We start from the raw sequence: 24,274 nt of genomic DNA, 5'->3' as shown, positions 1-24,274 counted from the left end.
GCGCCTTTAGACGCGAGCCCGGGGCCCGTGGGTTATACCCTAAGAGCAAACCACCCTTTTTAAGGGTGGTTCTGATTGTGGGTCAAATATGAACGTTGTGTTAATGAATCGGTGGACGGTGGTGTTTTTCGGTGAGCGGCGTATCCTTCCAACGGTTTATCTAGTGTGTCAGTTGAAAGGAAGAGGGCGCTCGTCATTGTTTGAATGTGAACTGCCGTTTGACCACAAGACGTTGCATCTGGAGCTCGAGGATAAGAACTTCGCGGGTGTGATGGAAGGTCACCAAAACGAGTTTAAGACTACGAAATCGCAGGAAGAGCTGGTAGAGGAGTCGCTTGCCAACCCTTATGGCTCGCCTTCGCTCGAGGAGCTTTGTGCTGGCAAGAAGGATATTGTTATCATTAGCTCCGATCATACGCGTCCCGTCCCCTCGCGTGTGACGATGCCTATTCTGCTACATCACATCCATTCCGCTGCGCCCGAGGCTCGCGTGCGCATTCTGGTTGCTACGGGTATGCATCGTCCGTCGACGCACGAGGAGCTCGTCAACAAGTATGGCGAGGAGATCGTTGCCAACGAGGAAATCGTTATGCATGTCGCGACTGACGACAGCATGATGAAAAAGATCGGCACCCTGCCTTCTGGTGGCGAGTGCATCATCAACAAGATTGCTGCCGATTGCGATCTGCTGCTTGCCGAGGGCTTTATTGAGCCGCACTTCTTTGCTGGTTTCTCCGGTAGCCGCAAGTCCGTCCTGCCCGGCATTGCCAGCTACAAGACCATCATGTACAACCACAACGGTCAGTTTGTGAACGATTCCCACTCGCGTGCCGGCAACCTGTGCCACAACCACGTGAGCGAGGACATGTTTGCCGCTGCCGAGATGGCTCACCTTGCCTTTGTGCTGAACGTGGTGCTCAACGGCAAGCACGAGGTCATCGGCTCCTTTGCCGGCGATATCCACAAGGCGCACGAGGCCGGCTGCGAGTTCGTGAAGAGCCTTGCCGGCGTTGAGCCCGTCGAATGCGAGATCGCCATCACCACCAACGGCGGCTACCCGCTCGACCAGAACATCTACCAGGCCGTGAAGGGCATGTGCTCTGCCGAGGCCACGCTTCCCGAGGGCGGTGTGATCATCGACGTTGCCGGTTGCGCCGACGGTCACGGTGGCGAGGGCTTCTATCACAACATCGCCGACAACGATCCGGCAGAGTTTGAGCGCGCCTGCATCGACCGTCCTAAGGACGAGACCCTGCCCGACCAGTGGACGAGCCAGATTTTTGCCCGCATCCTGGCGCATCACCCCGTGATCATGGTCACCGACCTGTGCGATCACCAGATGCTCAAGGATATGCACATGACGCCGGTCAACACTATCGAGGAGGCGCTCAAGCTCGCCTTTGAGATGAAGGGTGCCGATGCCAAGGTGGCCGTCATTCCCGATGGCCTGGGCGTTGTCGTCGCTCAGCACTAGTATGCGGCCTAAACGAATCGTTTATAACCGACAAGAAAGATAAGGTTTTATGCTTACCAAACTCCTCTGCGAATTCGGCGCAACTGCCCTCATGATCATCTTTGGCGTGGGCGTGCACTGCGATACGGTGCTCAAGGGCACCAAGTATCAGGGCTCCGGCCACATGTTTGCCATCACCACCTGGTCTTTTGGCATCTCGGTCGCTCTGTTTATCTTTGGCGGCGCCGTGTGCATGAACCCCGCCATGGTGCTTGCCCAGTGCATCGTAGGCCTGGTGCCGTGGAGCAGCTGCATTCCCTTCATGATTGCCGATATGCTCGGCGGCTTTGCGGGTGCCGTGATCGCGTGGTTGATGTATGCCGATGAGTTCAAGGCTTCCGATGGTGTCGTCGACCCCATTGCCCAGCGCAACATCTTCTCGACCAACCCCACCACCGAGGGCACCAACTATGCCCGTAATTTCTTCTGCGAGGCTATCTGCACCTTTGTGTTCATCAGCGCCATCCTTGCTGCTGCTAACCGTGCTGGCGAGAATGTCCTGATGCTCGCCATCTGCGTCGGCCTGATCGTTTGGGCCGTTGGCATGGGCATGGGCGGCATCACCGGCTTCGCCATGAACCAGGCCCGTGACCTTGGTCCTCGCATGGCCTATCAGGTGCTGCCGATCAAGAACAAGGCTGACAACAACTGGAAGTACGGCCTGCTCGTTCCTGGCATCGCCCCGTTTGTCGGTGCCGCTCTGGCCGCGCTGTTTGTGCATGGTTTCTTGGGCATGTTCTAGTCAAAGGACGGCTCTATAAGGTCCGGGCTCGGTAGGGGTTAACTTTCCAACGCGTCCTCGGACATGCAAAAAGGCTCGCTGCGCACTATGTGCGGCGAGCCTTTTTGCGTCCTGCGGAGTGCGTTGGAAAGTTAACCCCTACCGAGCCCTGGGCATTCTTGGCTGTGTTCGAACAAGCAACCCAACATATATATCTGAATTTGGATGGGAGGGGCTTGTTGCTGTTGGGGGCGTTGAAGCGTAAGTGACACTTTGGGATGCGTGGCGGCCTGGGTTGGGGCGATGCTTTGGGATGAGCTCCTTGCTTAGTTGAAGAGGGGTTTTATGGCTGATAGGTAGTCTTTGGCTACGTCCTCTTTTGGGGCTTCGAAGTTGTGCCAGGCCCACCATTGGACCATTCCTACGAAGCTTGAGGCTATGTGGTGTAGTAAGAAGGTGCGGTCCATGGTGCCGGCGGGGCCGTTTGGGTCGGTAGGGACGGTTTCGGCTGCTCGGGCCATGATGGTCTTGCGGAGGCTGTCGGCGAAGATGCGTGAGCCGGCGCCGGCTACGAGGGCTCGGACGCCCTGGCGGCGCTCCCAGAGGTTGTTGAGGATATGCTCGACCTGCACGAGTGGGTCGTCGAGTGGTGTGCCATCGTCGTCGAGAGCGTGGGTGCAGATGTCGCTCACGAGCTTGGCGAGCAGGTCATCTTTGCTCTTGAAGAGGCCGTAGAACGTCGCGCGACCTACGTGGGCGCGAGCAATGATGTCGCCGACGGTGATCTTGCTGTAGTCTTCCTCGCGCAGGAGCTCGGAGAATGCTGCGACGATGGCGGCGCGGCTTTTTTCCTTGCGGGCATCCATGGCTATGCGTCCGCGTGAACGAGCAGACAGCGGAGCGTGCCGGAGCAACCCTCGTAGGGGCGTTTGCCGGCGCCGTAGCCGACGGCTTCGATGCGGTAGCGTGGGGGCAGTTGGTCGGACGTGCGCAGCGCGGTGACGATGGCGGCGCCCGTGGGCGTCACGAGCTCGCCGGCGACAGGTGCAGGCGTGAGGGCGATATTGCCTGCCTGGCACAGGTTGACAACAGCGGGGACGGGAATGGGCATGAGGCCGTGGGCACAGTGGATGGTGCCGTGACCCTCGGAGAGCGACTCGACCACGATGTCCTCAATACCCAGGTCATTGAGGCAGATGGCGACAGAGCAGACGTCGACGATGGAGTCGACGGCGCCCACTTCATGAAACAGGACGGTGTCGGGCGTTTTGCCGTGAGCCTTTGCCTCGGCAGCGGCGAGTGCGGAAAAAATGGCGAGGGCACGACGCTTGGCGCCATCGCATAGCTGCGAGCCATCGATGATGGCGGTGACGTCGGCTAGCGAGCGGTGATGATGGTGGTGGGTGTGGTGATGATCCTCGTGCTCATGGGCGTGGCCCTCATGGTCATGCTCGTGGCAGTGCTCGTGTTCGTGTTCGCCATGATCATGATGGTGGTGCTCATGCTCGTGCGTGTGCTCGGCAGCTGCTTCGTTGCCGTAGAGCCAGGCCATGTCGTGGTCGTGGTTCTCGAGCTCCTCTGCCAGCTGAACGTCAAAGTCGCAGGCGTCGATGCCATGCTTGTTTACGCGCGTTACAGCGATCGAAAAGCCGTCGACCGGCAGCGTGGCGAGCTGTTCGCGCAGGTGCTCCTCGCTGGCGCCCAGGTCGAGCAGGGCCGCGACGGTCATATCGCCGCTGATGCCCGAAGTGCCGTCGATGATAAGCGTGTGCTGATGGTTGGACATGGAATGCTCCTTAACGGGCGCAGGATGTGCCGGCGCTCAGATGATTGATAAGACTTGCCTGGTAGGCGGCACCAAAGCCGTTATCGATATTGACGACCGATACGCCGCTGGCGCAGGAGTTGAGCATGGCGAGCAGCGCGGCTACGCCTCCAAAATTTGCGCCGTAGCCCACGCTGGTGGGAGCGGCGATGACCGGACAGCTCACCAGACCGCCGATAACGCTCGCCAGGGCGCCCTCCATGCCGGCGATGGCGATGACCACCTGCGCCTGGGCAAGTTCCTCGGCATGCGCGAGCAGGCGGTGCAGGCCTGCGACACCTACGTCGTAGAGGCGGTCGACCTCGTTGCCATAGAATTCGGCCGTCAACGCGGCTTCCTCGGCGACGGGCAGGTCGCTCGTACCGGCGCAGGCGACAACGATGCGTCCGTTGCCGGTAGGGGAGGGCTTGCCGCCCACGAGGGCGAGCTGTGCGTCTGGGACATATCCCAGGTCGATGTCGTTGCCGAGAAGCTCCGAGGTACGGGCTGCTTTTTTGCTGTCCAGGCGCGTGACCAGGATGCGCTCCTGACCGGCATCGCGCAGCGCTTCGATAATGGCGGCAATTTGCTCGGCGGTTTTACCGGCGCCGTAGACAACCTCGCCGGCTCCCTGGCGCACCCCGCGCGAAAGATCGAGCTGCGCAAAACCCAGATCGGCGGTTGGCGCCGTCTGGAGGCGCGTGAGGGCGACTGCCGGGGTGACTACTCCGTCGGCAACATCGCTCAGCAATTGCTCAAGATCTCGCTTATCCATATATGTTCCCTTCGACGGCGCAAAGTCTAGCACTCAAAGGGTATGTTTCCGAACACTAAGACAAAATTGTTCGGAAACTATAGGACAGACTGATTCTCTTGTTAGAAGGATCGACTAGTCGCGCAGGATGATGTCCATGGCGAGCATCAGGTTGCGCTCATCGATGGCAAACGGGGCGGCTTCGCGCGTCTTGGGCTTGGCGCAAAACGCGATGCCCGTGCCCGCGGCCTGAATCATGGGGATGTCGTTGGCGCCGTCACCGATCGCGACGGTGTGGGCCATGTCGACACCGCACTCAACCGCCCAATCCAGCAGCTGGATGAGCTTGGACTCCTTGGTCACAATGTCTGCCGCCAGCTTGCCGGCGAGCTTGCCGTCCACGACTTCCAGACGGTTGGCCAGGCAAAAATCGATGCCCGCGGCGGCCACGATCTTGTCGGCGACCTCGTGGAAGCCGCCGCTTACCACGCCGACCTTCCAGCCTTTGCTGTGCGCCGAGCGCACAAGCTCCAGCGCGCCGGGGGTAAACGTCACGCGCTCAAAGGTGCGCTCGAACACACTCTCGTCCAAGCCGGCAAGCAGCCCCACGCGCTCCTCGAGCGCCTGCTTAAAGTCCAGCTCGCCGCGCATAGCGCGCTCGGTGATTTGCGCAACTTGCTCGCCCACGCCGGCCTCCTCGCCCAACAGGTCGATGACCTCCTGGTTGATGAGCGTGGAGTCGATATCCATAACAATGAGGCGTGCAGTCATGACGGGCCTTTCCAAGTGCTGTTTTATTGGGGCATATTGTCGCACGTGAATAGCGCGGGCGGGTGCCGCGGTGCGTCAATTGTTTCGTCTCCGTCAAGTCTTTGGGCAGGAGCTACTTTTCCGCGGCACATCGACGCAGGTGCGATAAGATAGAACGCCATGTCTGGCTGCGCGGTTTACGCAGGCTGGGCAAATCTGTACGACGCCGCCCGGAACGACACGGGGCGGCACAGATCCATAAAGGAGGATCACTGGTATGAGCCAGACCCGTCCCATCGACGAGCATTCCATGCACACCCGTACCTGCGGCGAGCTTCGCCGCGAGAACGTGGGCGAAGAGGTCACCCTCACCGGTTGGGTGAGCCGTCGCCGCGACCACGGCGGCCTTATCTTCTGCGATCTTCGCGACCGCGAGGGCATCACGCAGCTCACCTTCGACCCCGAGCACTCCGACGGCGACGCCTTTAAGATCGCCGAGACCATGCGTCCCGAGTGGCCCATCAAGATCCACGGCGTCGTGCGCTCCCGTGGCGAGGAGACCACCAACACCAAGCTCGCGACCGGCGAGATCGAGGTCCTGACCGACCACGCCGAGGTGCTCAACACTTCCGTCACCCCGCCGTTCCAGATCGAGGACGGCATCGAGACCAGCGAGGACACCCGTCTGCGCTATCGCTATCTGGACCTCCGCCGTCCCGAGATGATGGCCAACCTCAAGCTGCGCTCCGACTTTACCTTTGCCATTCGCGAGGCGCTGCACAACCGTGAGTTCATGGAGGTCGAGACGCCCTCCCTGTTCAAGTCTACGCCCGAGGGCGCCCGTGACTTCATCGTCCCCAGCCGCATCCAGCCGGGCAACTTCTACGCCCTGCCGCAGTCCCCGCAGCTTCTGAAGCAGCTGCTCATGGTCGGTGGCGTTGAGCGCTACTACCAGGTTGCCAAGTGCTTCCGCGACGAGGACCTGCGTGCCGACCGTCAGCCCGAGTTCACCCAGGTCGATATCGAGATGTCCTTCGTGGACCAGAACGATGTCATGAGCGCGCTCGAAGAAGTCCTGTCCGACGCCTTCGGTCGCATGGGTGTCGAGATGCCCACGCCGCTGCGTCGCATGGACTACTGGGAAGCCATGGATACCTATGGCTCCGACAAGCCCGATACCCGCTATGGCATGCACCTGGTCGACCTGACCGACATCTTTGCCAACTCCAAGTTCAAGGTCTTTGCGACCGCTGCAAACGAAGAGGGCTCTGTCGTCAAGGCCATCAACGCCAAGGGCGCCGGTGCCTGGGCACGTGCCAAGATCGATAAGCTCGCCGGCGTGGCTTCCACGTTTGGCGCCAAGGGCCTGGCATGGATCGCCTTCCGCGAGGACGGCTCCATCAACAGCCCCATCGTCAAGTTCTTCTCGGACGAGGAGATGGCCGCTCTGCGCGAGCGCATGGACGTCGAGCCCGGCGACCTTGTGATGTTCGCCGCCGGCCCGCGCCTGCTCTCCGACGAGATCCTGGGCGGCATGCGCTCCCACATGGCCAACGCGCTCGAGATCAAGCGCGAGGGTCACGATTTCCTGTGGGTCGTCAACTTCCCGCTGTTCCACTGGGACGAGGACCGCAAGGCCTATGCTGCCGAGCATCAGCCCTTTACCCTGCCGACCGAGACCGACATCGCCAAGATCGAGGCCGATCCTCTGGCGGCCGGTTCGTGCACCTACGACTTTGTCATGGACGGCTTTGAGGCCGGCGGTGGCGGTATGCGTATCCACAACGCCGAGATGCAGATGTCCATGCTCAAGCTCCTGGGCTTTACCGAGGAGCGCGCCGAGTCTCAGTTTGGCTTCCTCATGGAGGCGCTCAAGTTTGGTGCGCCCCCGATGGGCGGTTTTGCTCTGGGCCTGGACCGCGTGTGCATGCTGCTCACCGGTTCCGACTCCATCCGCGACGTCATGGCGTTCCCCAAGACGGCTAGCGGCTCCGACCTCATGTCGGGCGCCCCGAGTGCCGTTAGCGGCGCCCAGCTCAAGGACGTCAGCCTGCGCCTGATGTAGGCGAGCGGCTACATATTGCTTGCAACGAGGGAAGGACGTGTGCCTTCCCTCGTTTTTTATACGCCGAGATTGTGAGGGCATGGGATGACCGGGCGTCGCGGAAAGTGCGTCCCGGAATCTGCGTCCAGAACGGGGCAGGCTTTCCCAAAGGGGGTCCTCTGGGAAAGCGCGGCCCAGAATTCGGCAAAATAATGGGGCACAGTTTCCGGTTGAGCTGTCTAACGGAAACTGTGCCCCAGAATGAGCGCTCAAAACGGGCCGGGCTTTCCGCAGCAACTGTCTGGCGGAAAGCCTGCCCCAATTTCTTATAGCGAGTCTCTCTGGATCAGCTGCATGTGCATCACGGAGGTGGTGGGCTCGGCACCCTTGATCATGTCGAGCGCAATGTTGGCGGCCATGTGGCCTTCTTCGCGCAGGGGCTGGCGGACGGTCGTGAGCGCGGGGACGCAGCGCGTCGCAATCTCGTGATCGTCGAAGCCGACGACAGAAATGTCCGCCGGAACGGATAGGCCTGCCTCGTTGAGTGCGGTGATGACGCCAGCCGCGATACGGTCCGATCCGCAGAGCACGCCATCGAAAGCAATCTCGCGCGCGAGGATCTGGTGCATGGCCTGATAGCCGTCTCCGTTGTTCCAGCCGGTATAGATAACGTTTGCGTCTGGGAGGTCTTCGCCCAAGACGGCGCGGTAGCCGCGCAGGCGGTCGACAACGGCGGGGTTGTCTTGCGGTCCCAACACGGCGACGATATCTTTGCGCCCTCGCTCCTTCATAGCGAGCGCTGCAAAGCGTCCGCCCTCTTCGTCGTCAGAGTAGACCGTCGAGAACACATCGCGATAGGGGTGGCCCTCGAGCTGGCCGCACAACACGGTAGGTACGCGCAGCTCGCGCAGCACCTCGAGCAGCTCGCTGCCCTTGTAGGGGGAGACGTCGATCACGGCGTCGAACGAGCGGCGCTCAAAGTGCTCGCGTGCGCGGTTGCGCTCATGCGTAGAAGACGCCTGCAAGATAACGGGCAGGTAGGACGACTCCGACAGCTCCTCGGTAATGCCGCTCAAAAACTCGCTATAGGTGGGGTCGCTGAAGAGTTCACTTAGGGGCTCGGTCACGAGCACGGCGATGATTTCCGTGCGCCCGACAGCGAGCGCTCGGCCACGAGCGTTGGGGACAAAATTGACTTCCTTGGCCGCCGCGCGGACGCGCCTTTTGGTTTCCTCGCTAATGCGGGGCGAATCGTTGAGAGCGCGCGATGCCGTGGAGCGCGACACGCCGGCAGCTGCGGCAACCTCGGCAAGCGTAGGTGCGGTGCGAACTGGTTGGGTCATGGCGTCTCCTGGAGAATGCGGTCGATGTTGTCGCTGATACGGGCTGGTGCGGATACAGCTTACTATAGTGCGCCTGAACAGCGTTCATGATATCCGGTGACCGGTGTCGTTTTGCAACCAAGCCGCAATCGAATACGTCTCGTATGGGTGAGATATCAGCGGGCGTGGCGGTTGCCTACGAGCTTGAGAACGATGTCTTGCGCTGAGTTTCGATACTCAGGGTGACATAAGTGTCGCGGTTGTACAACCGGTTGCACCGTTAACCCGACCAAATCGACCGTTCAGCGGACAACCGGTTGCACAGTTTTTTGCATCGCCCGTAAGATAAGGACAACCGGTTGCACAAGAATCACTACGATGACGAAGGAGCATCACCATGGACGCCATTAACGATTGGGAAAACCAAGCGCTCACCCACAGGAACCGCCTGGCACCCCATGCGTACTTCATGGGTTACGAGACCGCCGATCTCGCCGCTACGTACAGCCGCGAGCTGTCGCGCGGGTTTGTCCAGCTGTCCGGCTCGTGGCAGTTCCGCCTCTTTGAGGGGCCTGCTGCCGTCTCTAACGAGGATCTTTCCACGTACGAGCCCGAGTGGGATCACGTGGAGGTTCCGCACCTGTGGCAGGTGGATGGTTATGGCAACCTTGCCTACACCGACGAGGGTTTCCCGTTCCCGGTGGATCAGCCGTTCGTTCCCTCCGACGACCCCACGGGCGTGTACCAGCGCATCGTCAATCTTCCCGCCGTGCCTGCCGGCGCTCGCGAGATCATTCGCTTTGACGGCATCGAGAGCTATGGCGAGCTGTACGTCAACGGCAAGTTTATCGGCATGACCAAGGGCTCGCGCCTGTCTGCCGAGTTCGACGTGACCGACGCGCTTGTCGAGGGCGACAACCTGTTTGCGGTCAAGGTTCTGCAGTACAGCGATGGTAGCTATATCGAGGACCAAGACATGTGGTGGGCATCGGGCATCTTCCGCGATGTGTACCTTATGCAGCGTCCCGCCGCACACCTGGTCGACTTTAGGTTCCGCACGCACCGCGAGGGCGATGCCGCTCTGATTACGCTCGATACGGTGGCCGAGGGCGCTTCCCGCGTCGTGTTTACGCTCAGCGATGGCGAGAACGTGGTGGCTACGGGTGACTGCGTCGACGGCCATGCCGAATGCAACGTGACCGATGCCCACTTCTGGAACCCCGAGGACCCCTTCCTCTATGACCTTACGTTTGAGGTCTACGACGGTGACGAGGTCAGCGAGTACGTTCCGCATCGCCAGGGTCTTGCCGAGGTGACGGTCGAGGGCAATCATATCTACCTCAACGGCACTTACTTTAAGATGCATGGCGTCAACCGCCACGATCACGACGATCACAAGGGCCGCGCCGTGGGCCTCGATCGCATGCGCCGCGACCTGGAGCTCATGAAGCAGCACAACATCAACGCGGTGCGCACGTCCCACTACGCCAACGACCCGCGCTTTTACGAGCTGTGCGACGAGTATGGCATCATGCTGGTCGCCGAGACCGATATGGAGAGCCACGGCTTCGAGAATATCGGCAATATCGCCCTGGTCACCGACGACCCGGCATGGGAGCCGGCCTACGTCGACCGCATTGAGCGCCTGGTGATGCAGGAGCGCAATCACGCCTGCATCATTATGTGGTCGATGGGCAACGAGAGCGGCTATGGCTGCAACATCCGCGCGATGTACGCCAAGGCTCACGAGCTCGATGGTCGTCCGGTCCATTACGAGGAGGATCGCAACGCCGATACCGTCGACGTTATCTCCACCATGTACTCCCGCGTGTCGCAGATGAACGACTTTGGTGAGCATCCATTCCCCAAGCCGCGCATCAACTGCGAGTACGGTCACTCCATGGGCAACGGCCCCGGAGGCCTGTCCGAGTATCAGGAGGTCTTCGATCGCTGGGATTGCATCCAAGGCCAGTTTATCTGGGAATGGTGCGACCACGGTCTGGCTGCTGTGACCGAGGACGGCGTTGCCTACGATATGTATGGTGGCGACAACGGCGATTACCCCAACAACAGCAACTTCTGCATCGATGGCATGGTGTTCCCCTGGCAGCAGCCGAGCCCGGGCCTTACCGAGTACGGCCAGGTCATCTGCCCGGTTCGCATGGCTTATGACGCCGAGGCGGGCGAGCTGACTGTCACCAACAAGCGCTGGTTTACCACCCTCGAGGATGTTTGCCTGTCGGCGGAGACCCTGGTGGACGGCGACGTGGTCTGCCGCAAGACGCTCATGCCCGGTGCGGTTGCCCCCGGTGAGTCCGTCCAGCTTCCGCTGGTGATTCACGAGGCCGCGGTAGGCGAGACCCTGCTGACCGTGCACGCCTACACCATGGCGGCTCACGCCTGGTGCGAGCCGATGTTCCAGCTGGGCGCAAGCCAGTTTTCCATCGCAAACCATCCGGCGCCGGCCATCGCGCCCCCCACTCGTCCTGAGCTTACGGTCGAGGAGACCGAGCAGGAGATTCGCATTCACTCCCTCAACGGCGAGCTGACCTTCAGCAAGGTAAGCGGCACCGTGAGCGAGTGGAAGGCATCCGGCCGCGACGTCATGGCCTCCGGTCCCCAGGTTGGTTTTTGGCATCCGCTCGTCGACAACCACGCCCAGGAGTACGACTCCCTGTGGAAGGACAACTTCATCGATGTAATGCAGACGTCCACCCGCAAGGTTTCTTGGAAGCAGGACGGCAATGCGGTCGTCGTTACCGTGAGCCAGCGCATTGCTCCTCCCGTCCGTGCGTTCGGCATGCGCGTCGAGCTTGTCTACACCGTGCTTCCGAGCGGTCGCGTCGACCTCAAGGTTTCCGGCGAGCCTTACGGCGACTATTCGGACATTATCCCGCGCATCGGCATCTCCTTCGAGGTCCCCGGTTGCGATCGTGCCGTCGAGTGGTATGGCCACGGCCCGGGCGAGAACTATCCGGACTCGCTGCGCGCCAACCCGGTCGGCCATTACCGCACTACGGTCGACGACATGTTCACGCCGTATGTCATGCCCCAGGATTGCGCTAACCGCGAGGGCACCCGTTGGGTCGCCCTGCGCTCCAGCCACGGTGACGGCGTGTTGGTGACTCGTCCGACCGACGCCGCTTCCAACCCGTTCTCGTTCTCGGCATGGCCCTATAGCTGCGAGGCCATCGATAACGCCAAGCATGTCTACGATCTCGTCCCAGGCGACACGGTTACGGTCAACATCAACGACCAGCTGCTCGGCCTTGGCTCGAACTCTTGGGGTTCCGAGGTGCTCGATTCCTATCGCACCCGTTTTGAGAGCTTCAGCTTTGAGGTGTCCCTGCGACCGCTGACGTCTGCCGATCTGGCTCAGGCGCTGGCACCCATTAAGGAGGCATAAGCCATGCATGTCTTTAACTCGCGCGCCGATTTCGACGCTCAGATGAAGTCCGTCAAGAAGTGGATGCGCACCGGCCAGGCGCTCGATGGTGTTGCCGACCTGCAGCACGATGTGGCGTACTCTATCGGCGACTCGCTGGTGTATTGGTGGGTGAACGCCCACGAGGCGGCTACTGCCGATTTGGTCGGTCACCGTCGCTACCATGCCGTGCTCGCCCCGCTCGATGGCGATCTGACCGTCGAGGTGGCTTCCAAGGCCGATCTTACCTGCACGCGCGCCTACAGCGATATCGACGATCGCGAACGCTTTGAGGGCACGGGGGAGACCGTGACGATTCCCGCCGGCGGCGTTGCCGTCATCGAAATTGACGAGGCTTACCGTGTTATCGCCGAGGCTTCGGATCCCCGCGTCGTGGTGCTGCACGTGACGGTTGAAGGATATTCCTTCCCCAACAAGTAGTATTCGTCCGCCTGGACGTTTGCTTCGCGCCGTTAAGGGGGATGGCTTTGTTGACTCCCTTTTCCCCATTCCCCTTAGCAGGTGCACCGTCCGTGTTTGCACTTGCAGCTCGGACGGGTTTAGATGACATTTAATAGATGATTGGGAGGGCTTATGAGCTCTGAAAAACGAGGAACGATTGGTTCGTTCGCTCTGCTGGGCATGACGGTCGCCGCCGTGTTCGGTATCAAGAACATCATCAACAACAACGCGGCTATCGGCTTGGCAGCCGCGCCGTCGTTCTTCTTCGCCACGCTTTTGTACTTTGTCCCCTATACCCTGGTTACCGCCGAGTTCGTCGGCCTCAACAAGGACTCCGAGTCTGGCGTGTACGCATGGGTTAAGACCTCGATGGGTGGTCGCTGGGCGTTCCTGACGGCATTTAGCTACTGGTTCGTTAACCTGTTCTTCTTTGCGTCCGTCCTGCCCAACGTCATCATCTACGCGAGCTACGTGTTCTTTGGTGCCAACGCCGAGCTTTCGCAGCTGTGGATCACCATTATCGAGATCGTCGTCTTTGCTATCGCCACGTGGGTTTCGACCAAGGGCGCTAAGTGGATCGGCTCCATTTCCTCCTTCGGTTCGACCGCGGCTCTCGGCCTGACCGCCGTGTTCATCCTGCTGTCCCTGGCTGCTGCCTTTGGCGGCGTTGAGTTCGCTACGGCTCCTACTCCCGCTAACATGGCTCCCGACATGAGCAACTTCGCAACTGCGTGGGGCTTCTTCGGTACGCTTGCCTGGATCATCCAGGGCGTTGGCGGCGCTGAGTCTGTCGGCGTGTTCCTCAACGACCTCAAGGGCGGCGTCAAGGCCTTCGTGCGCACTGTCGTTATCGCCGGCCTGACCATCGGCCTTCTGTATGCAGGCGCTTCGCTGCTGGTTAACCTGTTCATCCCCGAGGGCAGCGTTGCCATCTCCACCGGCATCTTCGACGTATTCGGCGCTGTCTTTGCCCACTTTGGCATTCCCATGGAAGTGTCCACGCGCGTCATCGGCCTGATCCTTCTCGCTGCCACGCTGGGCTCCCTCATGATGTGGACCTCCGCTCCCATCAAGGTGTTCTTCACCGAGATCCCCAAGGGCGTCTTTGGTAGCAAGATCGTCGAGCTTAACGAGCATGGCATTCCCGCCCGCGCCGCTTGGCTGCAGTTCGCTATCGTCGTCCCCATCCTGATCATCCCGGCCCTGGGCTCCGGTAATCTCGACGACCTGCTCATGATCGTCACCAACATGACGGCTGCCACCGCTCTGCTCCCGCCGCTGCTGATCCTGCTTGCCTACTTTATGTTACGCAAGAACTTCGACGCTGCTCCCCGTGGCTTTCGCATGGGTTCGCGCACCTTTGGCCTGGTCATTGCTGCATTCCTGCTTGTGGTCTTCTGCTTCGTGCTTATCTGCGGCACCATTCCGCTCGATCAGCCGCTGTGGCTGACGCTGGTCTACAACGTTGGCGGTGTGGTTGTCTTCCTGGGCCTTGCCGTGATGTGGTACAACCGCTACATCAACCGCCTGCGCGAGACCGATCCCGAGGCTGCCGAGAGCGAGCTGCGTCCGTCTGTCCTTGACATGATGGAGTAGAAGCTGGGATTAATCTACGGCTGTGGAATAAATCGATTCCCCTTCCTAAGGAGGGGCCTTACGAGGCCCCTCCTTTTGTGTTTTGGAGCATGGATTTTGGGCCCTGTGGACAAAAATGCCAAATATGAGTACTGTTGCAAAATAAGTGCCATATCTATCGGCCGGTTTTGAGCAAAAATGGACTCAAAATCAATTTATCTAACCCCCTTTAAAGGGCGTTTGACGGCTTTCAACCTCTTCGAATCGCTCAAAGTAGGCAATTTGCTCTCGATTTTGCTGCTACTAAATTGGTGACAGTACTCATATTTGCCACTTTTTGACCACGGGGTATCCAGAGGGGCTCTCGACAAGCATCTAACGCTACAATAACTACCACGTGGCTGGGTTTGCCGGCCGAATGTGCGATGCCGCGGGAGGGGACATGGTCGAGTTTACAAAGACGATTAAAGATCCGTTGGGATTACATGCCCGCCCGGTTGCGCTGCTCTATGACATCATTGCCAAGCACCGTAGTGACGTGTCAGTCAGTATCGGCGACCGCCACACGGATGGCCGCGATGTCATGGGGCTCATGGCCCTCTATGGTGAGTGCGGCGAAAACGTCGTCTTTCGTGTTTCGGGCGTGGATGAGGCCTCCTGCGTCACATCGATCAGAAATCTCTCGCTCTAGGCATGATAGGGCGTGGTAAAGGATGGTCCTTTGCCGCGCCCTTTTGTTTCGTATAGGAAACTTTTTCGAAAAACTGAACAGGACCCTTTCCAAAAAGTTAACCACGTGCTAGTTTACTATAGCGAACATAGACGTGGCTAACTTTTAACGCGTCGATGTTGAGGACGAACTGACGTTAGGAGCCACTCATGTCTTGCGGACCGCAGATGCCGGCCATGCCGCTTTCGATGGTAAAAGCGGGCGAAACCGTGCGCGTGTCGCGTGTAAAGGGCAATGAGGACATGAAACACCACCTCAAAGACCTCGGCTTTGTCGAGGGCAACGAAATCCACGTGGTGAGCTCGAGTGGCGCCAATATCATCGTCACGGTGCTGGGCGCACGCTTTGGCATCGATTCCAAGGTTGCCATGCACATCATGACCGTCGGTTAGTCCGCAGCATTTCATAAAAACCGAAAGGGGGACAAGAGGATGAAGACGTTGGGTGACGTTAAGGTGGGCGAGAGCTCTACCATCGTCAAGCTTCACGGTGAGGGTGCGCTTCGCCGCCACCTTATGGACCTGGGGCTCATCAAGGGCACTTCGTTCAAGGTCGTGAAGGTTGCACCGCTCGGTGATCCGGTCGAGATCAACGTGCGCGGCTACGAGCTTTCCATCCGCAAGGAGGAGGCGGCTGTCGTCGAGGTCCAGTAAGGGCTCGCGGCGTATATTTCTGCAGATAAAGTTAGGTATTTCTAACTTAATGCAGCAACTTTGAAGCACATTATCCAGCCTGTGCGGAGAAAGCAGCGCAGGCACACAAGGAAGAAGGATTGAATGGCGGATTCTCAGATCCATGTCGCGCTGGCGGGTAACCCCAACTGCGGCAAGACCACGCTTTTCAACCTGATCACCGGCGCCAACGGCTACGTTGGCAACTGGCCCGGCGTCACGGTTGAGAAAAAGGAGGCCAAGCTCCTAAGCGACAAGAACGTTACCATCACGGACCTCCCCGGCATCTACTCGCTTTCCCCCTACAGCCCCGAGGAGCAATGCTCGCGCGATTATCTCATGAGCGGCGAGCCCGATGTCGTCGTTCAGGTGGTCGATGCCACCAACCTGGAGCGCAATCTATACCTGGCGCTTCAGGTCATCGAGACCGGCCTGCCTGTGGTCGTTGCCCTCAACATGGCCGATCTGGTCGAGAAGAATGGCGACAAGATCGACACCGACAAGCTCTCCAAGAAGCTTGGTTGTCCGGTCATGATGATCTCGGCTCTTAAGAACAAGGGCATCAAGGAGCTCTTCGAGCAGGTCAAAAAGTCCGCTGCTTCTAAGGGTCAGGTGCCGGAGCACAAGTTCGATTCCTCCATCGAGGACGTTCTGGACCACATCGAGAACAACCTTCCGGCGAGCGTTCCCGCCAACAAGCGTCGCTACTACGCCGTCAAGCTGTTCGAGCGTGATGCAGACGCCTGCAAACTCATCAACCTCACCAAGGAGAAGGCCGCTCGCGTGGAGGAGCTGGTCGCCCAGTGCGAGCAGGACTGCGACGACGATGCCGAGTCCATCATCACCGGCGAGCGCTACGGCGTTATTGCCCACATCATCGATGAGTGCATGACCAAGGCTCCGGCAAAGATGAGCACCTCCGAGAAGATCGACCGCGTGGTTACCAACCGTATCCTGGGCCTGCCGATCTTTGTGGTCATCATGTTCTGCGTGTACTACATCGCCGTTTCTACCTTGGGCGGCACGGTGACCGACTTCACCAACGACCAGCTCTTCGGTACCGACGGTTGGTACGTGCTCGGCCAGGGTCGCGACGCCTACGATGCAGCCGTCGAGGCCGCGGGCGACAACGCCGACTCGGTTGACCCGGCGCAGTACGGCCCCTATGTCCCGGGTATCACCACCGTGGTGCACGACGCCCTTGTGGCGGGTGGCACCGAGGACGGTGGCCTGGTCGATTCGCTGGTCTGCGACGGCATCGTCGGCGGCCTGGGCGCCATCTTCGGCTTCGTCCCGCAGATGTTCCTGCTCTTTGTGATGCTGTCTTTCCTGGAGGACTGCGGCTATATGGCCCGCGTCGCCTTCATCATGGACCGCGTGTTCCGCCGCTTTGGCCTGTCCGGTAAGTCCTTTATCCCCATGCTCGTGTCCTCGGGCTGCGGCGTCCCCGGCGTCATGGCCACCAAGACCATCGAGAACGAGAAGGACCGCCGTATGACGGTCATGACCACCACGTTTATTCCCTGTGGCGCCAAGCTGCCGATCATCGCCCTGCTCATGGGTTCCATCATCGGCGATTCTTCTACCACCGCCGCGTGGATCAGCCCGCTCTTCTACTTCCTGGGCGTCTTTGCCGTCATCGCCTCGGGCCTCATGCTCAAGAAGACCAAGCTCTTCGCCGGCCGCCCGACGCCGTTTGTTATGGAGCTTCCTGCCTACCACTTCCCGGCGATCCGCTCTTGGGCGCTGCACGTGTGGGAGCGCTGCTGGGCCTTTATCAAGAAGGCCGGCACGGTCATCTTTGCCTCCACTGTCGTGGTTTGGTTCCTGTCCAACTTTGGTAGCTACAACGGTTCCTTTGGCTTCCTGCCTGCGATGGACGGCATCCCCGAGGAGTTCATGGACTACTCCGTGCTTGCCATGCTCGGCAACCTGATCGCCTGGATCTTCGCCCCGCTCGGCTTTAGCACCTGGCAGGCAACAGCACTGTCCGTCTCTGGTCTTGTCGCCAAGGAGAACGTTGTCGCCACCGCCGGCTCGCTGCTGTCCGTGGCTGACGCCGCAGAGACCGACCCGAGCCTGTGGACCGCGTTTGCCGGCATGTTCCCGACTATGGGCGCTTGCGTTGCCTTTGGCGCGTTCAACCTGCTGTGCGCTCCGTGCTTTGCCGCCATGGGTACCATCCGCAACCAGATGGATTCCGGCAAGTGGACCGCGATTGCCCTCGGCTACGAGTGCGCCTTCGCTTGGGTGATCGGCCTGTTCATCAACCAGTTCTACAACCTGCTTGTTCTTGGACAGTTTGGTATCTGGACGATTGTGGCCATCGTGCTGCTAGTTGCGATGCTCTTCCAGATCTTCCGTCCCATGCCCAAGCATGCATGGACCGACGAGGATGAGACCAACACTGCTTCCGCCGCACTTTCCGCTTAATTCCGAATAAGGATTAGCCCCTTTTCACGAGCCCGGGTGTCCCAGCGACCCCGGGCTTTTTGTGCATGGGAGACAGATTACTTTGCCCCAGAAGTTAAGATGTGGCGTTTCCGCAGATAAAACCGACCAAAATAAACCTGTCCCTTTTTGGTAGGTGGAGAATGGGGTAAAGTAAGTGATGGTTAACTAGAGGAGGCTTGCTATGGCACCTATCGATATTGTTGTACTGGCTGTTATCGGCGTTGCGTTTGTCGCGGTATGCGTGCGCGTCTACCGCAAGGGCACCTGCGCTGACTGCGCTCAGGGTGGTGTTTGCACGGGGCATTGCTCCAACAAAAAGACCTGTGCCGCGCTGAAAGGCGTCGACAAAATCGCCGAAGACTTGGGCCGCGGTATCAAGTAAGGCCCAGACATCTAAGCGCCTCGCGAGCATCCGTTCGCGGGGCGCTTTTCACTTTTGTGGGGTGGGCTAGAGACGCTGCATGCGGTACCCGACGCCCATGTGCGTCTGAATCATCTTGGGGTGAGAGGGGTCTGCCTCGATCTTCTTGCGCAGGGTGCGCATGAACACGCGCAGGCTCGCCAGATCGCTGTCCCAGCTCGTGCCCCATATCTCGCGGGTGATGAAGGTGTGGGTGAGCACCTTGTCGACGTTTTTCGCCAGAAGGACGAGCAATTTGTACTCGGTTGGGGTGAGCGAGAGCTCGCGTCCGTCTTTCGTCGCGTATCCCGCGGCGTAGTCGATATGCAGCGGACCGTTGTCAAACGTGCTCGCTTCTGTCGACTCGCTCGACGCCATCGAGGAGCGCCTCAAATTCGCACGGACGCGCGCGAGCAACTCATCCACAGAAAAGGGCTTGGTGAGGTAGTCGTCTGCCCCTGCGTCAAGTGCTGCAATCTTGTCGGAATCTTCGGTGCGCGCCGAAATGACGATAATGGGGACTGCCGACCAGCTTCGGATCTTCGTGATGACCTCGATACCGTCAATGTCGGGAAGGCCGAGGTCGAGCATGATGAGGCTGGGGCCGTGCGACACCGCATCCATGATGGCGGCCTGGCCGTTGCATACCTTGCTGACGACATAGCCGTGGAGGTCAAGCGCGGTCGAAACGAGGTTTTGAACGGTCAGGTCATCTTCGACCAGGAGGATGCGTGGCTTAGCGGCATTATTCATGAATCTCGATCTCCTCGGCGGGCAGGGTAAAACGGAAGACGGCCCCATGGGGGTGGTTGTCGCGAACTTCGATGACGCCGCCATGCGCCTCCACGATGGAGCGGCAGAGCGACAGCCCAAGGCCGATGCTTCGACGCGAATCCACGGGCCGCGTATTGCTTGAGGTGAAGAAGCGCTCAAAGATATGAGGCTTGTCGCAGTCTGCCACACCCGGCCCATCGTCTGCGACGTCCACCACGACAAACGCACCCTCGCGACGTGCGCTGATGGTGACAGTCGAGTCCTCGGGAGTGTATTTGAAGGCGTTCATGATGAGGTTCGTAAGCACCTGCATGATGAGATGGACGTCGATGCGTACCAGCAGGATGTCGTCAGTGTGTTCGATGGTGACGGTACGTCCATGCGATGCTTGGGCGACATGGCTGAGGGCGGCCTCGATGACCTCGTCGATGAGCTCGGATGTGAGGTTGAGGCGAATGGTGCCGTCCTCGACGCGTGTGATGGCGAGGAGGTTCTCCACGGTATCGATAAGCCAGAGGGAGTCGTCGTAGATGGCATCGGCAAGATCGCAGCGTTGTTCGAGGCTGAGCTTCTCGTCGCTCTTCCGAAGGATTGCCGCAGATCCGGATATAGCCGTGAGGGGTGTCCTCAAATCGTGGCCGATGGAGCGCAAAAGGTTGGCGCGCAGCTGCTCGTTTTTCGCCAAGACCGCAGCCTCTTCGCGCTCTTGCGCCGCCCGGTCGCTTTCGAGCGCCAAGGCGCATTCACCTACGATAGATAGGACGATCGAATGCTCGAAGGCTTCGATCTCGCGCCCCTCCAGGTCGATGCCGATGACACCGAATACCTTGTCGCCGGTGCGAACCGCGAGGTAGAGACAGCGCGCCTCAGGCAGGGTCCGCGTGCTTGCGCCCGCGCGCTTGTTGTTGGTGTAGGTCCAGGTTGCAACGGCGCGCTCATAGTCGGTGAACAGCGACGCGGATCGGTTTTCGGTGCCAGCGGACTCATAGAGCGCCTTGCCGAGCGTGCCGTGTTCGGCAGGGTAGAAGACCACGTCGAGTTTTAGCAGTTTGATGAGTTGGTTCATGGCGACGCGGGCGCACTCCTCCGCGCTATGGGCTTGCTGCAAGAGCTGGTTCGTTTCGAGGAGTACACGCGTTTTGAATGCGTTCTCGGCGGAGGTGCGGGCGTTGTCGGCGATGCGCGCAGTTAACTCGCCGGCGACCATAGCGGTAGCGAACATGATGCCGAACGTGACCAGATAGCTTCGGTCGTAGCTGGCGAGCGAAAACAGAGGCGTGACGAAGCAGAAGTTGTAAAGCACTACAGAGAGCACGCTCGATACAATCGTGCAGATACGCCCCGTCGTGGTGACGGCGGTCAGCAGGGCCGTGAGGATATAGAGGGATATGATGCTGGAATCGGCAAATCCCAGATGGCGGAAAGCCGTGCCGATCGCCGTGGCGACAAGAGAGAGGGCCAGCGTGCGAAGCACGTCTCGGCTGCTGGGCGGCTGCGGGGCGAGCGCACGGCGGCGTCCTTTGGGCCGGGAGGGCGGAGTCGACTGGTCTGGAATGATGTAAATGTCGAGGTTCGGGGCGAATGTTATGAGCTGTTCTACGAGAGATTTGCGGCCGAAGAGAGCCTGACGGACGCTGCTGTGCTCGCCCGTGCGCCCCATGACGATCTTCGAAATACCCGACAGGCGCGCGAACTCGGAGATCTGAAACGCGACGTCGTCGCCATAGACGGTTTCCATATGCGCTCCGAGCTGCTCGGCTAGGGCGATATTGGCTGCAAGCTTGGCGCGCTCATCATCGCTCATGGCTTGCGTGCGCGGGCTCTCTACGAACAGGGCGACGAGCTCGCTGCGAAACGCTTTCGCCATGCGTGCGGCGGCACGGACGATGCGGGGATTGGTCGGCGCCGGGGAGACGCAGACTAAGATACGCTCCCTGGTGTAGTAGTCACGGTTTCCCAGCACGCGTGCGGCGTCTGTGAGGCGGCCGGTGCGATCGGCGCAGCGGCGCAGCGCGATTTCTCGGAGTGCGGTGAGGTTCTCGACGGTAAAAAAATGCTGTTGCGCTCGGTCGGCTTGTGCGGGACGGTAGACGAGGCCGGCGCGAAGGCGCTCAAGTAGGTCTTCGGGCTCTATGTCGACGAGCTCGACCTGGTCGGCATCATCGAAGATACGGTCGGGGATTCGTTCGCTCACGACAACGCCGGTGATGGATGCAACCATGTCGTTTAGGCTCTCGATATGCTGAACGTTCACGGTCGTATAGACGTCGATGCCCGCATGTAGAAGTTCCTCGACGTCTTGATAGCGTTTGTCGTGGCGAGACCCCGGTGCATTCGTATGGGCGAGCTCGTCGACGAGGATGAGCTGAGGGGCGCGTTCGATAGCCGCATCTAGATCGAACTCGTTGAGCGTAATGCCGTTGTACTCGATGAGTTTATAGGGCACGTTCTCAAGCCCTTGTGCAAGATGGGCAGTTGCCGGACGTTCGTGCGGCTCGATGTATCCCGCGACGACGTCGACACCTCGCCGCTTGGCGGCGTGGGCGGCTTGAAGCATCGCATAGGTTTTGCCTGTGCCAGCAGCGTAGCCAAAGAAAATCTTGAGGTGTCCCCGGCTGGTTCGAGCGTCATCGGCGACCTCGTCTTTCTCAATTGCCTTGAGGATGAGGTCTGGATTGACGCGAGTGTCCGATGCGTCGCGCTGCATAGCGTAGCCTTTCTGAAGCGTTGTCCATGCGTGCATACGCGGTGAGGACGCCGCTGTATGCTCGCGAGGTCGAGTATAGGCGCACTGCAGCAGCAATAGTGCTTTCTACCTGCATCTTTACGGCATCTTAAGGTCGTGAGCCCCGGCCCTCACGCCTCTTTAATCCCTAGAAGCGTTTACTGTCCCCAGACGCTTGCGAGAGCAGGCGTCCGAGACATCGGGCCGTGCGTGAAAGGGGCGGTAAATGAACATCCTCATTCCCATCATCGGAGTCGTCTGCATTGGACTTCTTATCTATTACATCTACATTCTGATGAGGAGTGATTCGTAAACTATGGACGCTGCGATTCAGTACATCTTGTACTTTGCCGTGCTCGTCGTCCTGGCCGTTCCGCTCGGTCGGTTCATGGCCCATATCATGGATGGTGAGCATACGTTCCTGTCGCCTGTGATTGCTCCTGTGGAGCGCGGCGTCTATCGTCTGCTTCGCATCGACGCGGCAGAGCAGATGGGGTGTAGGCGCTATCTGGCGAGCGTGCTGGTCTTTTCGGGGATCGGCCTCGTGGCTCTAGTGGCACTCCAAGCGCTTCAGTCCTTCTTGCCAGGCAATCCCCAGCACCTGCCGGGTGTGTCATGGGACCTGTCGTTCAATACGGCTGTTTCCTTCATAACCAACACCAACTGGCAGTCCTATTCCGGTGAGACCACCCTGTCCTATCTTGTGCAGTTCATGGGCCTCACCGTGCAAAACTTCTTGTCCGCTGGCACCGGTATCGCGGTCATGTTCGCGCTCATCCGCGGTTTCCGTCAGGTCAAGGAGCAGGGTCTGGGTTCCTTCTGGGTCGACCTCACCCGCACCGTCCTGTATGTGCTCATCCCGCTGAACCTCGTGTTCGGCATCTGCCTGGCTGCCGGTGGCGTCATCTCCAACTTCCAGCCGGCTCAGAAGGCCGAGCTCGTAGAGCCCGTCGCTGTCCAGCCTAATGCAGACGGCGGCTGGAGCGTCATCGACGGCGCCCAGATCGAGGGCGACACGGTCAAGGTCGACGGCAAGGTTGTCGAGGGCGCGCGCGTGGTCACCGAGCAGTTCCTGCCCCAGGGTCCCGCGGCTCCTCAGGTCGCCATCAAGCAGTCCGGCACCAACGGCGGCGGCTTCTTCGGCGTGAACTCCGCTCATCCGTATGAGAACCCCAGTGCCTTCACCAACATCATCGAGATGACCAGCCTGCTGCTGATCCCGGCCGCCTGCTGCTTCACCTTCGGTATCGGCGTCAAGAACACCAAGCAGGGCAAGGCCATCTTTGCCGCCATGTTCATCCTGCTGGTGATCTTCACCGGCATCATTGCCGTCAACGAGCATGCGGGCACCCCGCAGCTGGCCGATGGCGGAGCGGTCAATATCGAGATGACCGACGGCCAGGCCGGCGGCAACATGGAGGGCAAGGAGAGCCGTTTCGGTATCGCCTCCTCTTCTACCTGGTCCGCTTTCACGACGGCTGCTTCCAACGGCTCGGTTAACTCCATGCACGACTCCTACACTCCGCTGGGCGGTTTTATCCAGATGCTCCAGATTGCTCTGGGCGAGGTCGTCTTCGGCGGCGTGGGCTGCGGCCTGTACGGCATGATCGGCTTCGCCATCCTCACAGTGTTCATCGCCGGCCTCATGGTCGGACGCACGCCTGAGTTCCTGGGCAAGAAGATCGAGCCGGGCGAGATGCGCTGGGCAGTTGTCCTGTGCTTGGCAACTCCGTTTGCCATTCTGGTGTGCTCGGCCATCGCCTGCATGGTGCCCGGTCTTGCCGACCAGCTCAACAATGGTGGCGCGCACGGCTTCTCCGAGGCGCTGTATGCCTTCACCTCATGCGGCGGCAACAACGGATCGGCGTTTGCAGGCATGAACTGCAACATTCCCTGGATCAACGTCATGCTCGGCCTCGAGATGCTGTTCGCCCGCTTCATGCCCATCATCGGTACGCTGGCTATCGCCGGCTCGCTGGCCAAGAAGGGTAAGGTCGCCGAGAGCGCCGGTACCCTGTCTACCACCAACGGCATGTTCGTATTCCTGCTCGTGTTCATCGTTCTGCTGATCGGTGCCCTGAGTTTCTTCCCGGCTCTGGCGCTTGGCCCCGTTGCCGAGTTCTTCCAGATGATTGCGTAAAGGAGGGCGCA

General features: G+C 59.9%; 19 protein-coding genes. 12 read left to right on the top strand and 7 right to left on the bottom strand.

Translation table 11 applies throughout. The features are described 5' to 3' along the window. The first annotated feature begins 196 nt into the window (after positions 1–196). Both larA and larD read left to right on the top strand, forming a co-directional pair. The gene (gene larA / locus AB5Z20_RS05900) at positions 197–1,474 is read left to right on the top strand and encodes a nickel-dependent lactate racemase (protein ID WP_035136844.1); all 1,278 of its coding nucleotides are present in this window, start codon (positions 197–199) and stop codon (positions 1,472–1,474) included. Between the two features lie 49 nt (positions 1,475–1,523). Beyond that, a complete protein-coding gene (gene larD / locus AB5Z20_RS05895) occupies positions 1,524–2,255 on the top strand; it encodes a D/L-lactic acid transporter LarD (RefSeq protein WP_195234155.1) in 732 nt (243 codons plus the stop codon). Between the two features lie 305 nt (positions 2,256–2,560). Here the strand turns inward: larD and AB5Z20_RS05890 are convergent, their stop codons facing one another. From AB5Z20_RS05890 to serB, 4 genes are all read right to left on the bottom strand, one after another. Further along, a complete protein-coding gene (locus tag AB5Z20_RS05890; RefSeq protein ID WP_368156657.1) occupies positions 2,561–3,100 on the bottom strand; it encodes a TetR/AcrR family transcriptional regulator in 540 nt (179 codons plus the stop codon). A 2-nt stretch (positions 3,101–3,102) separates the two neighbouring features. Beyond that, entirely contained in the window at positions 3,103–4,020 is a 918-nt protein-coding gene (locus AB5Z20_RS05885; RefSeq protein WP_368156656.1) for a LarC family nickel insertion protein, read from the bottom strand. A 10-nt stretch (positions 4,021–4,030) separates the two neighbouring features. Beyond that, positions 4,031–4,813, bottom strand: a complete 783-nt coding sequence (larB, locus tag AB5Z20_RS05880; protein WP_368156655.1) for a nickel pincer cofactor biosynthesis protein LarB — start codon at positions 4,811–4,813, stop codon at positions 4,031–4,033. 114 nt (positions 4,814–4,927) lie between these two features. Beyond that, positions 4,928–5,563: a phosphoserine phosphatase SerB gene (serB, locus tag AB5Z20_RS05875; RefSeq protein WP_368156654.1), complete on the bottom strand. Its 636-nt coding sequence runs from the start codon at positions 5,561–5,563 to the stop codon at positions 4,928–4,930. Positions 5,564–5,819: 256 nt separating this feature from the next. Here serB and aspS point away from each other — a divergent pair, with 256 nt between their 5' ends. Beyond that, the gene (gene aspS, locus AB5Z20_RS05870) at positions 5,820–7,607 is read left to right on the top strand and encodes an aspartate--tRNA ligase (protein WP_368156653.1); all 1,788 of its coding nucleotides are present in this window, start codon (positions 5,820–5,822) and stop codon (positions 7,605–7,607) included. A 305-nt stretch (positions 7,608–7,912) separates the two neighbouring features. Here the strand turns inward: aspS and AB5Z20_RS05865 are convergent, their stop codons facing one another. Next, positions 7,913–8,929, bottom strand: a complete 1,017-nt coding sequence (locus tag AB5Z20_RS05865; protein ID WP_368156652.1) for a LacI family DNA-binding transcriptional regulator — start codon at positions 8,927–8,929, stop codon at positions 7,913–7,915. A gap of 376 nt (positions 8,930–9,305) precedes the next feature. Here AB5Z20_RS05865 and AB5Z20_RS05860 point away from each other — a divergent pair, with 376 nt between their 5' ends. From AB5Z20_RS05860 to AB5Z20_RS05825, 8 genes are all read left to right on the top strand, one after another. Beyond that, a complete protein-coding gene (locus AB5Z20_RS05860) occupies positions 9,306–12,314 on the top strand; it encodes a glycoside hydrolase family 2 TIM barrel-domain containing protein (RefSeq protein WP_368156651.1) in 3,009 nt (1,002 codons plus the stop codon). Positions 12,315–12,317: 3 nt separating this feature from the next. After that, a complete protein-coding gene (locus AB5Z20_RS05855; protein ID WP_346964881.1) occupies positions 12,318–12,773 on the top strand; it encodes a hypothetical protein in 456 nt (151 codons plus the stop codon). Positions 12,774–12,926: 153 nt separating this feature from the next. Continuing rightward, a complete protein-coding gene (locus tag AB5Z20_RS05850; protein WP_349099918.1) occupies positions 12,927–14,390 on the top strand; it encodes an amino acid permease in 1,464 nt (487 codons plus the stop codon). Positions 14,391–14,811: 421 nt separating this feature from the next. Next, the gene (locus AB5Z20_RS05845) at positions 14,812–15,060 is read left to right on the top strand and encodes an HPr family phosphocarrier protein (protein ID WP_195362300.1); all 249 of its coding nucleotides are present in this window, start codon (positions 14,812–14,814) and stop codon (positions 15,058–15,060) included. Between the two features lie 188 nt (positions 15,061–15,248). Continuing rightward, entirely contained in the window at positions 15,249–15,491 is a 243-nt protein-coding gene (locus tag AB5Z20_RS05840) for a FeoA family protein (protein ID WP_022094360.1), read from the top strand. A gap of 39 nt (positions 15,492–15,530) precedes the next feature. Further along, complete coding sequence (locus AB5Z20_RS05835) at positions 15,531–15,752, top strand: FeoA family protein (RefSeq protein ID WP_006234774.1); 222 nt, start codon at positions 15,531–15,533, stop codon at positions 15,750–15,752. Positions 15,753–15,875: 123 nt separating this feature from the next. Continuing rightward, positions 15,876–18,203, top strand: coding sequence for a ferrous iron transporter B (gene feoB / locus AB5Z20_RS05830; RefSeq protein WP_368156650.1), 2,328 nt, complete (start codon positions 15,876–15,878; stop codon positions 18,201–18,203). A 202-nt stretch (positions 18,204–18,405) separates the two neighbouring features. Continuing rightward, complete coding sequence (locus tag AB5Z20_RS05825) at positions 18,406–18,606, top strand: hypothetical protein (protein WP_161145097.1); 201 nt, start codon at positions 18,406–18,408, stop codon at positions 18,604–18,606. Positions 18,607–18,672: 66 nt separating this feature from the next. Here AB5Z20_RS05825 and AB5Z20_RS05820 read toward each other — a convergent pair whose 3' ends face one another. Beyond that, on the bottom strand, positions 18,673–19,377 hold the full coding sequence (locus tag AB5Z20_RS05820; RefSeq protein WP_117583373.1) for a response regulator: 705 nt from the start codon (positions 19,375–19,377) through the stop codon (positions 18,673–18,675). Beyond that, complete coding sequence (locus tag AB5Z20_RS05815) at positions 19,370–22,105, bottom strand: ATP-binding protein (RefSeq protein WP_368156649.1); 2,736 nt, start codon at positions 22,103–22,105, stop codon at positions 19,370–19,372. Before AB5Z20_RS05815 ends, AB5Z20_RS05820 begins: the two co-directional genes overlap by 8 nt. Positions 22,106–22,439: 334 nt before the next feature. Between AB5Z20_RS05815 and kdpA the strand changes: the two genes are divergently transcribed. Further along, positions 22,440–24,263 (top strand): potassium-transporting ATPase subunit KdpA, encoded by a 1,824-nt coding sequence (gene kdpA, locus AB5Z20_RS05810; protein WP_270225536.1) that lies wholly within the window; start codon positions 22,440–22,442, stop codon positions 24,261–24,263. Positions 24,264–24,274: the final 11 nt, after the last annotated feature.

The sequence above is a fragment of the Collinsella aerofaciens genome (assembly GCF_040910245.1).
Classification (GTDB): Bacteria; Actinomycetota; Coriobacteriia; order Coriobacteriales; family Coriobacteriaceae; genus Collinsella.
The sequence above is the reverse complement of the archived record's forward strand: the minus strand, read 5'-3'. Positions and strand labels throughout refer to the sequence as shown.

Bases quoted from the DNA above. Each gene is read 5' to 3' on its own strand.
- feoB (WP_368156650.1), top strand. From the start codon at position 15,876: ATGGCGGATTCTCAGATCCATGTCGCGCTGGCGGGTAACCCCAACTGC.
- AB5Z20_RS05825 (WP_161145097.1), top strand. From the start codon at position 18,406: ATGGCACCTATCGATATTGTTGTACTGGCTGTTATCGGCGTTGCGTTT.
- AB5Z20_RS05815 (WP_368156649.1), bottom strand. From the start codon at position 22,105: ATGCAGCGCGACGCATCGGACACTCGCGTCAATCCAGACCTCATCCTC.
- AB5Z20_RS05855 (WP_346964881.1), top strand. From the start codon at position 12,318: ATGCATGTCTTTAACTCGCGCGCCGATTTCGACGCTCAGATGAAGTCC.
- AB5Z20_RS05835 (WP_006234774.1), top strand. From the start codon at position 15,531: ATGAAGACGTTGGGTGACGTTAAGGTGGGCGAGAGCTCTACCATCGTC.
- serB (WP_368156654.1), bottom strand. From the start codon at position 5,563: ATGACTGCACGCCTCATTGTTATGGATATCGACTCCACGCTCATCAAC.
- larB (WP_368156655.1), bottom strand. From the start codon at position 4,813: ATGGATAAGCGAGATCTTGAGCAATTGCTGAGCGATGTTGCCGACGGA.
- AB5Z20_RS05890 (WP_368156657.1), bottom strand. From the start codon at position 3,100: ATGGATGCCCGCAAGGAAAAAAGCCGCGCCGCCATCGTCGCAGCATTC.
- AB5Z20_RS05845 (WP_195362300.1), top strand. From the start codon at position 14,812: ATGGTCGAGTTTACAAAGACGATTAAAGATCCGTTGGGATTACATGCC.
- AB5Z20_RS05850 (WP_349099918.1), top strand. From the start codon at position 12,927: ATGAGCTCTGAAAAACGAGGAACGATTGGTTCGTTCGCTCTGCTGGGC.
- AB5Z20_RS05820 (WP_117583373.1), bottom strand. From the start codon at position 19,377: ATGAATAATGCCGCTAAGCCACGCATCCTCCTGGTCGAAGATGACCTG.
- aspS (WP_368156653.1), top strand. From the start codon at position 5,820: ATGAGCCAGACCCGTCCCATCGACGAGCATTCCATGCACACCCGTACC.
- AB5Z20_RS05885 (WP_368156656.1), bottom strand. From the start codon at position 4,020: ATGTCCAACCATCAGCACACGCTTATCATCGACGGCACTTCGGGCATC.
- AB5Z20_RS05840 (WP_022094360.1), top strand. From the start codon at position 15,249: ATGTCTTGCGGACCGCAGATGCCGGCCATGCCGCTTTCGATGGTAAAA.
- larD (WP_195234155.1), top strand. From the start codon at position 1,524: ATGCTTACCAAACTCCTCTGCGAATTCGGCGCAACTGCCCTCATGATC.
- AB5Z20_RS05860 (WP_368156651.1), top strand. From the start codon at position 9,306: ATGGACGCCATTAACGATTGGGAAAACCAAGCGCTCACCCACAGGAAC.
- kdpA (WP_270225536.1), top strand. From the start codon at position 22,440: ATGGACGCTGCGATTCAGTACATCTTGTACTTTGCCGTGCTCGTCGTC.
- AB5Z20_RS05865 (WP_368156652.1), bottom strand. From the start codon at position 8,929: ATGACCCAACCAGTTCGCACCGCACCTACGCTTGCCGAGGTTGCCGCA.